Origin of the sequence: Streptomyces sp. WM6378, from assembly GCF_001279695.1 — a bacterium.
In the GTDB taxonomy this organism is placed as follows: domain Bacteria; phylum Actinomycetota; class Actinomycetes; order Streptomycetales; family Streptomycetaceae; genus Streptomyces.
Genome location: NZ_LGDD01000334.1, coordinates 1 through 11,842 on the forward strand (window position 1 = coordinate 1; position 11,842 = coordinate 11,842).

At 69.3% G+C, this 11,842-nt stretch carries 9 protein-coding genes; 4 read left to right on the top strand and 5 right to left on the bottom strand.

The features are described from left to right. The first annotated feature begins 118 nt into the window (after window positions 1-118). Both ADK54_RS37115 and ADK54_RS37120 read left to right on the top strand, forming a co-directional pair. The gene (locus tag ADK54_RS37115) at window positions 119-805 is read left to right on the top strand and encodes a response regulator (protein WP_053730231.1); all 687 of its coding nucleotides are present in this window, start codon (window positions 119-121) and stop codon (window positions 803-805) included. Window positions 806-869: 64 nt separating this feature from the next. Then, window positions 870-3,413: a sensor histidine kinase gene (locus tag ADK54_RS37120; protein ID WP_053730232.1), complete on the top strand. Its 2,544-nt coding sequence runs from the start codon at window positions 870-872 to the stop codon at window positions 3,411-3,413. Between the two features lie 100 nt (window positions 3,414-3,513). On the opposite strand, the gene ADK54_RS37125 is transcribed toward ADK54_RS37120, so the two are convergent. Continuing rightward, a complete protein-coding gene (locus ADK54_RS37125; protein WP_159048013.1) occupies window positions 3,514-5,133 on the bottom strand; it encodes a hypothetical protein in 1,620 nt (539 codons plus the stop codon). Between the two features lie 403 nt (window positions 5,134-5,536). Here ADK54_RS37125 and ADK54_RS37130 point away from each other — a divergent pair, with 403 nt between their 5' ends. Further along, window positions 5,537-6,625: a hypothetical protein gene (locus ADK54_RS37130; RefSeq protein ID WP_053730234.1), complete on the top strand. Its 1,089-nt coding sequence runs from the start codon at window positions 5,537-5,539 to the stop codon at window positions 6,623-6,625. Between the two features lie 2 nt (window positions 6,626-6,627). On the opposite strand, the gene ADK54_RS37135 is transcribed toward ADK54_RS37130, so the two are convergent. The 4 genes from ADK54_RS37135 to ADK54_RS37145 all read right to left on the bottom strand — a co-directional run bounded on the left by ADK54_RS37135 (window position 6,628) and on the right by ADK54_RS37145 (window position 10,848). Next, window positions 6,628-7,440, bottom strand: coding sequence for a GNAT family N-acetyltransferase (locus tag ADK54_RS37135; protein WP_053730235.1), 813 nt, complete (start codon window positions 7,438-7,440; stop codon window positions 6,628-6,630). 85 nt (window positions 7,441-7,525) lie between these two features. Further along, window positions 7,526-7,600 (bottom strand): 50S ribosomal protein bL37, encoded by a 75-nt coding sequence (locus ADK54_RS49000; protein WP_385998377.1) that lies wholly within the window; start codon window positions 7,598-7,600, stop codon window positions 7,526-7,528. Between the two features lie 40 nt (window positions 7,601-7,640). Next, window positions 7,641-8,450 (bottom strand): SDR family NAD(P)-dependent oxidoreductase, encoded by an 810-nt coding sequence (locus ADK54_RS37140; RefSeq protein WP_053730236.1) that lies wholly within the window; start codon window positions 8,448-8,450, stop codon window positions 7,641-7,643. A gap of 679 nt (window positions 8,451-9,129) precedes the next feature. Continuing rightward, window positions 9,130-10,848, bottom strand: a complete 1,719-nt coding sequence (locus tag ADK54_RS37145; protein WP_078966924.1) for a recombinase family protein — start codon at window positions 10,846-10,848, stop codon at window positions 9,130-9,132. 553 nt (window positions 10,849-11,401) lie between these two features. Here ADK54_RS37145 and ADK54_RS37150 point away from each other — a divergent pair. Beyond that, the gene (locus tag ADK54_RS37150; protein WP_420717467.1) at window positions 11,402-11,779 is read left to right on the top strand and encodes a transposase; all 378 of its coding nucleotides are present in this window, start codon (window positions 11,402-11,404) and stop codon (window positions 11,777-11,779) included. The last annotated feature ends 63 nt before the right edge of the window (window positions 11,780-11,842 follow it).

An 11,842-nucleotide genomic window follows, 5' to 3' on the forward strand; every position in this document is an offset into this window, starting at 1 on the left:
GGGCCCCGGCCCCGGACGACCTCCGGGCCCCGGCTCCCGCCCCGCCGCACGACCGTGCTCATTCACTCATCCCGTGACTCCCACACGACACGCAGCATGGAAGAAAGGCGGCACACCGATGACCCGGGTGCTGGTGGTCGAGGACGAACCACAGCTCGTACGGGCACTGGAGATCAACCTCCGGGCGCGCAAGTACGTCGTCGACGCCGCCGCGGATGGAATGACCGCACTTGCCCTCGCCGCCGCGAACCCGCCGGACGCCGTGCTCCTCGATCTCGGACTGCCCGACATGGACGGCATCGAGGTGATGAAGAGGCTGCGCAGCTGGTCCCGGGCGCCCGTCCTGGTGGTCTCTGCCCGCAATACGTCCGACGAGAAGGTCGAGGCGCTGGACGCCGGCGCCGACGACTACATCACCAAGCCGTTCTCGATGGACGAGTTGCTCGCAAGGCTCCGTGCGGCCACCCGGCGCACCGAGTCCGAGGCCCGTGGCGAGGAGGAACTGGCCGTCGTCGCCACGAGCGGCTTCACGATCGACCTCCTTGCAAAGAAGGCCAGGCGTGGTGGCACGGATCTGCGGCTCACCCCCACCGAGTGGCACCTCCTGGAGGTACTGATCCGCAGCCGCGGGAAGCTGGTCAGCCAGCGCCAGTTGCTGCAGGAGGTGTGGGGGCCCAGCTACCGTACGCAGAGCAACTATCTCCGCGTCTACATGGCCCAGTTGAGGCGCAAGCTCGAAGCAGACCCGTCCCGCCCGAAGCACCTGATCACCGCCCCGGGGATGGGTTACCGCTTCGAGGTCTGAGCCAGGACCCCGGAAACCCTTCCAAGCCTCCAGCGGATTCACCACCACCACAGAGATCGGAATCATGGCGCGCGGCAAGCTCCGTATATACCTCGGCGCGGCGCCGGGTGTCGGCAAGACGTACTCGATGCTGTCCGAGGCGCACCGGCGCGTGGAGCGCGGCACTGACTGCGTGGTCGCGTTCGTCGAGCACCACGGCAGGCCGCGTACCGAGGTGATGCTCCACGGCCTGGAACAGGTCGCGCGCCGTGAACTCGAATACCGGGGTGCGGTCTTCACCGAGATGGACCTGGACGCAGTCCTGGAGCGTCGCCCGTCGGTGGTTCTGGTGGACGAGCTGGCGCACACCAACATCCCGGGCTCGCGCAATACCAAGCGCTGGCAGGACGTCGAGGAGCTCCTGGCGGCCGGAATCGGCGTCGTGACCACCGTCAACATCCAGCACCTGGAGTCCCTTGGGGACGTGGTGGAGTCGATAACCGGCGTGCGGCAGCAGGAGACCGTTCCCGACGAGGTCGTTCGGCGCGCCGACCAGATCGAGCTCGTCGACATGTCGCCGCAGGCGCTGCGCCGCCGCATGGCGCACGGCAACATCTACAAGCCGGAGAAGGTCGATGCGGCGCTGTCGAACTACTTCCGGCCGGGGAACCTCACGGCGCTGCGGGAGTTGGCGCTGCTGTGGGTCGCCGACCGCGTCGACGAGTACCTCACCGAGTACCGCAGCGAACACCGGGTCAACACGATCTGGGGCTCGCGTGAGCGCATCGTCGTCGGCCTGACCGGAGGACCCGAGGGCCGCACGCTCATCCGCCGCGCCGCCCGGCTCGCCGAGAAGGGCGCGGGCGGTGAGGTACTGGCCGCCTATATCGCGCGCAGTGACGGACTCACCGCCGCCTCGCCCAAGGAACTCGCTGTCCAGCGCACCCTGGTGGAGGACCTGGGCGGCACGTTCCACCACGTCGTGGGTGACGACGTGCCGACGTCCCTGCTCGAATTCTCGCGCGGCGTCAACGCCACCCAGATCGTCCTCGGCACCAGCCGACGCAAGGGCTGGCAGTACGTCTTCGGCCCCGGCGTGGGCGCAACGGTCGCCCGGGACTCCGGGCCGGACCTCGATGTCCACATCGTCACCCACGAGGAGGCCGCGCGCGGCCGGGGCCTGCCGGTGGCACGCGGCGCCCGCCTGGGCCGGGGCCGGAGCCTGTGGGGCTGGTTCACGGGTGTGATCGGACCGGTGCTGCTCACCCTGCTCCTGACGAACATCTCCGTGGACCTCGGCCTCGCCAACGAGATGCTGCTGTACCTGGTGCTGACGGTCGGCGCCGCGCTGCTCGGCGGACTGCTGCCCGCGCTGGCCTCTGCGGCGATCGGCTCCTTGCTCATCAACTGGTACTTCACTCCGCCGGTCCACGAGCTCACCATCTACGACCCGAAGAACATCGTCGCCATAGCGGTCTTCTTCCTGGTCGCGGCCTCGGTGGCGTCCGTCGTCGACCTGGCGGCCCGGCGCACCCACCAGGCGGCGAGGCTGCGAGCCGAGTCCGAGATCCTCTCGTTCGTCGCGGGCAGCGTGCTGCGCGGCGAGACCAGCCTGGACGCCCTCCTGGAGCGGGTGCGGGAAACCTTCGCGATGGCGTCGGTTGCTCTGCTGGAGCGTGCGAGCGAGGTCGAGCCGTGGACCGTCACCGGAAGCGTGGGTCCGGGTGCGGTGACCCGGCCCGAGGACGCGGACGTCGACATGCCGGTCGGTGACCGCATGGCGCTCGCCCTGACCGGGCGCGCGCTGCCGGCCGAGGACCGGCGCGTGCTCGGCGCGTTCGCCGCCCAGGCCGCCGTGGTCCTGGACCGCCAGCGGCTCAAGGAAGAGGCCGACCAGGCACGGCTGTACGCCGAGGGCGACCGCATCCGCACCGCGTTGCTCGCCGCGGTGAGCCACGACCTGCGCACCCCGCTGGCCTCCATCAAGGCATCCGTCACCTCACTGCGCGCCGATGATGTCGAATGGTCCGAGGCGGACGAGGCGGAGCTTCTAGAAGGGATCGAGGCGGGCACCGACCGCCTCGACCATCTGGTCGGCAATCTCCTCGACATGTCCCGCCTCCAGACCGGCACCGTGACCCCGATCATCCGTGACATCGACCTCGACGAAGTCGTGCCCATGGCGCTCGGCGGGGTTCCCGAGGACAGCGTGATCCTCGACATCCCGGAAGACCTGCCGATGGTCTCCGTCGACGCGGGCCTTCTGGAGCGGGCCGTCGCCAACGTCGCGGAGAACGCGGTCAAATACAGCCCCGAGGGCGAACGCGTGCTGATCTCCGCCAGCGCCATCGCCGACCGGGTCGAGCTACGAGTCGTCGACCAGGGACCGGGGGTGCCGGACGAGGCGAAGGACCGCATCCTCGCCCCCTTCCAGCGCTACGGCGACGCCCCGCGCGGCGCCGGAGTGGGCCTCGGCCTGGCCGTCGCCCGGGGCTTCGCCGAAGCCATGGGCGGCACCCTTGCCGCCGAGGACACCCCCGGCGGCGGCATGACCATGGTCATCACGCTCCGGCAGGCTTCGGACCACCTACCGGTCAGCCCGGATCTGCCGGGCGCGGTGACCTCTTAACTCTGCCTCCCCATACGTCGGTTCGGCGCCGACGGCCAGTCCGCGGTCCGGATGCCGCGAACCGGCGCGGGCCCGGGGAAGGCCACTTCACGGTGCCGGGTTACGAGGCGAGCTTGGCTGCGATGAGCTTCTTGGCGCTCGCCGGTTCGGCGGTCATCCGGAGGGCGTCCCAGTCGAGTCCGAGGGCTTGAACGGTCTTGCGTGCCTCTTCCGCGCGGACGGGGTCGGCGGCCTGGCCGCCCTCGGCCATCGCGTAGAGCGCGGCGGCGTACTCCTCGCGCTTGCCCGGACCGGCCTTCTTCCAGAAGGCGAGGGTCTTGCCGAGCCGTTCGAGAGGAGTACGGGTCGGGTTGCCCTCGGCGTCGGGCTCGGCCGTCCGCTCCCAGCGCTTGGCGAAGTACTTCCACGCCTTGTACGCGGCGAGGCCGAGGCCCACGGCGGCGGCAGCGCCGGCGAGCGCCCAGCCGACCGGGGTGGCCAGGAGCGCGCCCGCGCCGGCGGTGGCCCCTGCCGCCACGGCGATCGAGGTGACGAGGGAGGCAACGGCGCCCGCCGTTCCCAGGGCTCCGCCCGTGGCCGTGATGATCTTCTTGATCCGGCCCCGCTCGTTCTTCCGCACCGCATACGCCTGGATCATGGCGAGGGAGACCTGTTCGGGAGCACCCGTCCGGTGGCGGCCGACGTGCTCGGCCGCCTCGGTGAGGGCGTGGTGCATGGCGTCCCGGGCGTCCTGGCGTTCCTTGCGTTTCGCCGTCGCCTCCAGAACACTGAGGTCCGCCTCCAGGAGTCGGCCTTCCAGCTCGTGGACCTCCAGCCGCGCCTGCTTCAGGATGTCCAGGTCCGTCCCTAGAGGCCGGTCCATGGGGGAGCGGCCCATCTCCTGGACGCGGGCCTGATACATGTCCCTCTTGGCCGTGTACAACTCGTGGACCGCGTCCATCAGTTCACGGCACGCGGCGAGTTCCTGGTCTGCCGTGGCCAGCACCTTCTTCGGCCCTTCCGTCTCCGAGGCCATGAGCGTGCGCAGCGCCGCGACCCGGGCCTGCGCTTTGGCGGCCTTGCGGGCGTAGCGTCCCGTCTGGAGCAGCGACGCGGGCAGGGCCGCGGCCCCGCCGGCCGACAGGACCGCGTTGTACACCGCGGGGGTCTGCCCGGCGAAGTTCATCGCTCCGCCCGCCCCGTTGAGAAGGTTGCCCACCAGGCCGGAGGCGCTCTGACCGACATCCGCGCGGGCGCTCGCGAGATCGCGGGCCGCTTCGTGGTGCGGCGTGCTCCCCACCGGATGGGAGTCCTTGCCTCGCTGCGCGGTGCGCATCGCTCCGATGCCGGTGGCGAGTCCGGCGCCCGCGGCGATACCCGAGGCGAAGGGGGCCGCCATGCCGCCCGCATAGGAGGCAGGGGTACTGAAGGTGGGGTCGGTGAACTGATCCCCGACGGTCACGGCGGTGGTCGTTCCGACGTTCTGCGCGGTCGTGTCGAGAGTGTCCTTGACCCTGCCCGTGGTGACTTCGGCGCCCTCGGTCTCCCGCTGGACGGGCACGGACGCCGACCTGAGCACGGCCGTGACGGCGGTGTTGCCCGCCGACCGCTGCAACGCCAGCACATCGGACGGCGACAGCGCGCGGCCCGCCGTCCGGGAAGCCGGTGCGCCCGACCGGCGCGGAACCGGAGCATTGGCCACCCGGTGCGACGGCCCACCCCGCTCGGCACGCTCGTTCACGCTGCTCCTCCCGAAGACGTCCACATGCGTCACACATCAACATTGCGATCCTTCACCCCGGTTTGCACTGCGGCAAGATCGACAGCCGGGGACGGCAATCAAGGTTCTGCTAACGAGCCAGTGGGCGCCGGATTCCCGGCCGGGGCGGGCGTAGCGTCGACGTCACGCGCCCCGGTCGCCCCCCCCCGTGACGGCCGGGGCGCCCATGCCTGTTCCGGGGGCTCTGCTCGACCCGTCCTTGCCCGCGACCGCCGCCCACGTGAATTCGGTACGACGAGGGCCGCGAGGACGACACGGGCACGAGAGGGCGTCGACCGCAGTGAGGAAGGGGGGAACGGTGAGTTCGGCGCGACCGGGAACGGTCACTGCGGCAGGCGGATTCGCGATGCTCGCTGGAGCGGCCATGGCCGTAGCCGGCGGCTTCGGTGCCGTGTGGACCGTGCTGTGGATCTTCGATGCGGCCCCGGGGCACAACCGGTGGCTCGGGGGCTGGGCCCTGTTCGCCTGGTGCCTGCTGATGCTCGGCATGGGCATGGACCTGCTGTGGAGCGGCCGGGGAATCCTGCAGAGCCGACCCAGTGCCCTGGGCCGAGCCGAGAACGTCCTCGCGCTCGTCAGCCTCGTGGCCGCTCTCGGCGTCGCCGGAACGCTGAGCCCGGCACTGTTCGACGATTCGGTCTCTGCCGGGCAGTGGCTGCCCCCGCTGGCGGGCTGCGGGACGGTCTTCGCCCTCGCGATGACGGGAATGGCGCTGTGCTCGGCGAAGGCGACGCAACACTGCCTCGGGCCACAGACCGAGGACCCCCTCATGGCACCCGTCGCGGCGGAGTTGGCAGACGGAGCGTCGCTCGGTGCACAGGTCGCGGTGCTCCAGATTCCGCACGAGACCATCCACATCCACGCGCACGGTGCCGTCTTCTTCTACGGGCACTGCGCCCACCTCGTGCCGGGCAAGGGGAAGACGTTCGCCGTGCGCTGGCAGGACATCGAGAGGATCGACCACTCCTTCTCCAGGGTCCGTCATCAAGGCACGACCTACGAGTTCGGGTACCGGTACTGCCTTTGGCACCGGGGAACCCGGCACCGGATGACGGCCGGGGCAGCCGCCCCCGTGGAGACGGCGCTGACGCACTTCGTCCGCCTGGCGGAGCCGAAGATCGCGGAGGCTCAGCTCCCCCGGATGCTGGAGCGCCTCCGGCAGGGCGGGACAGTCGATTTCAAGCTGGCCGCCATCACACCGGAGGGCCTGCTCCTCCACGACTGGCTGCTCTTCGTCAAACGCCGCACGCTCATGACGTGGGCCGAGTTGGACCACATCGAGGTGGGTCCGCAACTGGACCTGGAGGCGCGGCCGCGCGGCATCGTCGTCCACACGAGAAGCGGGGAACAGAGGCGGGCGATGTGGGAGCCGAACGGCATACCCAACCGGATGGCTTTCCTGGCTGTGCTGGAGCACTTCGGCGTCGACGTCCGCGAGACGCAGCCGCGGTGATGTCAGGCGCCCGACACACCCCCAACGGGAGCAGCGGGCTTCCGGCTGCCGGAGACACCTTTGGTGGTAGGGGTGCCGGTCGCGTAGTGGACGTACTCGCGCTCCAGGCGGAAGCCGGCGGTCCAGGCGAGCAGGCGGCTGGGGCGGTTGTAGCGGGAGCAGGTCCAACTCGTGGTGCGGCCGCGCGCCTCGACGCCGGCGCACAGGGCGACGACGCAACTCAGGGCGAGCTGCTCGCGGCGGTGTTCGGGGACGGTGACGACGGCGATGTCCTCGTACCGGCTGCCGAGGAAGTAGGTGCAGGCGACCGCGAGGAGCCGGCCCCGGTGGAAGGCGCCCCAGGCGTGCCCGGACCCGGCGAGTCTGGCCGGACCGCCCCAACTGGCCTGAATCCAGGCCGAGTCTGCCCCCAGCACGGCCAGTGCCGTGGCGTCGGCCTCGACCACGCGCCGTACCGTCACACCGCGCGGAGGGCGAGGCCGGGCCGGTGCCTCGGCGTGGACGTACACCATCCGCTCCCACGGCACGACCCGGTCGAACGCCGAGCCAAGGGCCGGAAGAAAACGGGCCGGGGCCAGCACGTAACGGTTGGCGAGTGGGGCGAGTGCGCCCGGTTGCAGCGCTCCTGGGTCCCCGCTCAGCAGGACGTGCCCGGCGCAGGTGATGGCGACGGTACGAGGCCGGTCGGCACGGTCTGCCCAGAGGCGGCCGGTTCGCGTGGCGAGGACGTGCTCGGCCAGCGAGGTCGGCCCAGCCGTCCCGCTGGGAAACCAGCGCAGATAGGAGGGGAGTTCGCGCAGCGGAAGCTCGATCAAGGGAGTTCACCTGATTCTGGGCGTGGGGAACGAGAAGGGGCGGACTGTCCGCCGGAACAGTCCGCCTCTCGGGCGTCCGGTGGAGTTAGCAGGACGCTTTGCTGCCGTGGTTGGCCTTCTTCTTGCGGCGGTCCTTCTTCTTGCGGGCGCGCTTGGACATGGGTGGTGGCTCCTTCAGGGTGTGCTTGAGGTGGTGTTCTTCAGGCGGTGTGGCCGACGAGCAGCGAGGCGAGGTTGTTGAGGCGCTGCAGGGAGCGGCCCTCGGTGGCGGCGGGCGCGGGGTCGACCTGCTGGTCGCGGTCGTAGTAGGCGCCGTTGACGATCTCGGTGGCCGGGTCGCAGAGGCGTACGACGTGGGCCGCGCCCTCGGCAGCGTTCACGCCCTCGTGCGCATACAGCGGGAGGAGGGCGGTGTCGCAGATGCCGGGGTGGACGGAGACGGCGGCGACCCGCGGGTCGGCGGCGAAGACGGTCAGTGCCAGCTGCGACTGGGCGTAGGCGGCGAGGCGGGAGTAGCGCTTGGTGCGGTTGGGGTCGTTCCACTGGATGTTGCCCGTGCGGTGCAGCGACGACGACACGTTGACGACGCGGCCGCCCGGGTCGCTGGTGAGTGCCGTCTCCAGGAGGCAGGTCAGCAGGTAGTGGGCGAGGAAGTTGACCTGGAAGGCGATCTCGTTGCCGTCGGCCGTAATGGTGTGCCGCTCGGGGGCGGCCATACCGGCGTTGTTGACGAGGACGTCCAGGTGCGGATGGTTTGTCGCAACCCGGTGGGCGAGCGCCTCGACCTCTTCGAGCCGGGTGAAGTCGGCGGCGTACGAGCAGAGTTGGCCCGCCTCGACACCGGCCGTGGCAATGAGGCGGTCCGTGGCCGTCTGGGCCTCGTCGGTGGTGCGGCCGTGGACGAGGACGGTGGCGCCCCGCTCGGCGAGCTGCCGCGCGGTCTCGTATCCGATGCCGGAGGTGGCTCCGGTGACGAGGACCGTGCGGCCAGTCAGGGGTGCAGAAGTCATGGTGGGCTTCCTGGATGTGGGCACGCCGAAATCGCCCCGAATCAGGGGCGGAGCGTGCTGTGGGAGGAGACGCGCGTACGCCGCCGGGCGTGGGCGCGGCGGCGGCGTACGGCGCTGGGAGGCGCGGCTCAGAGAGCCGACGCGGGAACAGCGCGCACTACCGGAAGCGCCGGATTCGGCGGCCGGTCGTCATAGCGCGGACTGCTGTTCACAGACTCCATACAACTGCTCTGCGGATGCGGCCTCAAGAGAACCGGGCGGCCCTTGACGACCCTCTGATGCGGCATACATCTCACCTACGAGTAGGGCTGCATCCTCGACGGGGCCACGTCACCCATGGCGTGCCAGACCAGCGACGAACCGGCGAAGATGTCTGCGCTGCCCCGGGTGCCGCCCCGTCGCACGGGTCAAGGGGCACGCTGGGGCAAGTAGTTGGCGCCGAGCTTCCGGTGGGCAGTCGGTCGGGCAGGACTCACCCATCATGATCGGGAGCTTGTGCATGACCGCGACCATGGCGCGTTTCCCTTCCCGGCGGGCGGCGACGCGGCGGAAGTACGTGTCGAGAGCATCACTGGATTGGGGATGCCGGCTGGTGCCCAGCCTGAGCACAGTGAGTGGGGTCTGAACACAATGGGCAACACCGCCCGTGGGGTATCGGGCGCAGCGTGATGACCTTGGCTCATCGCGCGAGCGCGATTTCGCCGCTGACCAGCGGCGTGTGCCTATGGCTCGTGTTCCCCCTCGGACACAGTGCATGTGCACATAGAAGAGCGGGTTGTGACTCAACGGTCACGATCCGCTCTTTTGCATAGTAGGTCAGCTTGAGGCCGAGGGCTAGGTAGAGCTGCTGCTTGTCTTCAGGGGCGGCGGTTGCGAGGGCGGCGTGGATGCTGCCGAGCTGTTCGACCAGCTCGCGGATCTGGTCCTCGGTGAGCACGGTTCGTTGCGCCTGGTCGGTTTCGTTGAGCTGTCGTTGTGCGGCTGCTTTCTCGGCTTGGGTCTGGGTGATCCAGCGGGTGATGAGTTCTGGGTCGGTGCCGCGGTCGAGGCCTGCGCGGTAGTGGGCGATGCGCCGGTCGCAGTCGGCGATGGTGATGCGGGCGACTTCCAGTGCGGGGGCGGTAGTGAGGGTGTTCTCCTGGCTGCGCTGGAGTTCGTGGAGGGCCCGGTCGAGCCGGGCAGGGGCGAAGGACTGGGCGATCCATGAGTCGAGCCGGGGTAGCACGGCGTCTTCGCGGACGTAGATGGTCGGCGGGTGATCGAGGGCCCTGGTGCGGGCGTATTCAGCGGTGTAGCGGCAGCGGTAGTGGGGGTGGCCGTTGTTGAAGCTGCCTTGCATGGTGCGGCGGCAGATGGAGCAGTGGATGCGGCCGCGCAGTACGTAGGGGTGTGTGGTGGTGCGTGGTGGCCGTGGGTGGTCGCGCTGCTGGTGCCGTGAGCTGCGCTGGGCCTGGGCGGCTTTGAAGTCGTCGAGGCTGACGAGTGGTTCGTGGACCGGTTGTGCGGACCAGATCCACTGGTCGGGTTTGTTCCAGGACTGTTTGGTGCGGTGGCCGAGGGTGATGTCGTCGATGTCGAGCAGGACTTCGTCCTTGCGCTGTTTGTTCCAGATTTCGTGGCCGGTGTAGCGGGGGTTGGCGAGGATGGCGGCGACGGCGCTCTTGGACCAGGCAAGACCGTCCCGGTGGGGATTGCGGGCCCGGTCGTGGGCGGAGGGGCAGGGAATGCTGTCGAGCGTCAAGCCGATGGCGATGGCCAGGTATCCCTTGCCGCGCAGGTACTCGGAGAAGATCCGCTGGACGATGGGTGCGGAGACGGGATCGGGTACGAGCCGTTGCAGCCGCTTGCCGTCGGCGGCTTTGGCGGGGTTGGGGTGCGGGCCGGCGTCCTCCAGCGTGTAGCCGTAGGGCGGGCGGCCGCCGAGGTAGCGGCCTTCGAGCTGGGCCTGGGAGGCCGTGGCGGTGCGCACGCGGATCTTGATGCGGTTGCGTTCGCCTTTGCTCATGCCGCCGAAGACGGACATGACGAGGTCGTGGGCTTCGTTGTCGGGGTCGATAGGCCCGCCGACTTCGGGGACCCACAGGGGGACGTGGAAGTGGACGAAGAGGGGGAAGGTGTTGCCGAACTGGTTGCCGTAGAAGGTGCGTTGAGGTTCTCCGATGACAACGGCGTCGAAGCCACGCTGGGGGTTGCGCAGGTCCTGGAGGAGGGCGGCTGCTTGGGGACGGCGCTTCCATGGCAGGGCGCGTGAGTGGCCGGAGTCGAAGTACTCGGCCACGATCTGTCCGCCGACTGGTTCGATCAGTCCTTTGGCCCGGAGGAGTTGCCAGTTCTTGGAGGCTTCGGGGTCTTGGAGGTCTTCGGTCGAGCAGCGTCCGGCGAAAGCGAATCGGGTCACGTCGTACTCCCGCAGCGATAGTGGTGCGACCGGCGGCCGGTGGTCGTCCGTGGTACCTCTGGTTGGCGAAGAGGGCCAGTCGCGGGCTGCTGGAACCAGGGGCGCGGATCAGGGGAGCCGTGAGGGTCTTCCGGACCTGTTTGCGGAGGCGGACACGAGAATCCGCAGAGCGGGAGGCTCGTGCGGGAGTTTCACTTCGAGCCGGCCTGCCCGGTCGGTGGCCAGGCAGTGAAGCCGAGACCGGTCCGATGTGACGGCGGACGTGCCATTAGCGTGCTTCCCTACGGCTGGCTGACGATCGCAGCAGCGGTCAGCAGGTTGTTCTTGCCGATCGGTCTGTCCCGGAGTGGAGGGGTGCATTGGCTGGTCCACGGTGATCTCCAAGGGGCGGACGTGGCTACCCTCTAAGGAGGATTTGGACCATGAAATGCGCCACGAGGCAGGGTGGCCGCCCGTCAGCGAATTTCGGCCCGGGTCGGTTTCCAACTGCCGAGCCCTGGATGCCGGTGCGTGATAGGGGGACGGGGATGTAATGGAGTTCCGGTTCAACCCGATGTCGGCGATCAGTAGCAGGGGTCGCATGCACTTCACGGTCTTCGCCGAGACCTTCGACGCCGACGTGATGTGTCGCCTCCTGGACTGCGTCGCCGGACACTTCATGCACAAGGTCTCACGTGTCCTGGACGGTCACTTTGCCCACCGCTCCCGCAAGGTCCGCGCCTGGCTCGCCGATCACCCCGACCGGATCGAGGCGCACTTCCTGACGTCGTACTCGCCGGAGCTGAACCCCTACAAACTGGTCAACGCTGACCTCAAGCGCAGCCTGCCCCCGCACCACGGGGCCCGCGACCAGGACCAACTCGCTGCCGAAACCCGCAGATGCTTCCACCGCCGCCAACGCCAACCACACATCCGATACACCCTCGAATAGAACCCTTTGAGTTTCGGATCAATACAAGTCACACTTTTCGCCTGGGTGGCGATGGATCAAAAA

Coding starts and splice junctions, on each gene's coding strand:
- ADK54_RS37115 (WP_053730231.1), top strand. CDS start 119: ATGACCCGGGTGCTGGTGGTCGAGGACGAACCACAGCTCGTACGGGCA.
- ADK54_RS37120 (WP_053730232.1), top strand. CDS start 870: ATGGCGCGCGGCAAGCTCCGTATATACCTCGGCGCGGCGCCGGGTGTC.
- ADK54_RS37130 (WP_053730234.1), top strand. CDS start 5,537: ATGGCCGTAGCCGGCGGCTTCGGTGCCGTGTGGACCGTGCTGTGGATC.
- ADK54_RS37140 (WP_053730236.1), bottom strand. CDS start 8,450: ATGACTTCTGCACCCCTGACTGGCCGCACGGTCCTCGTCACCGGAGCC.
- ADK54_RS37150 (WP_420717467.1), top strand. CDS start 11,402: ATGTCGGCGATCAGTAGCAGGGGTCGCATGCACTTCACGGTCTTCGCC.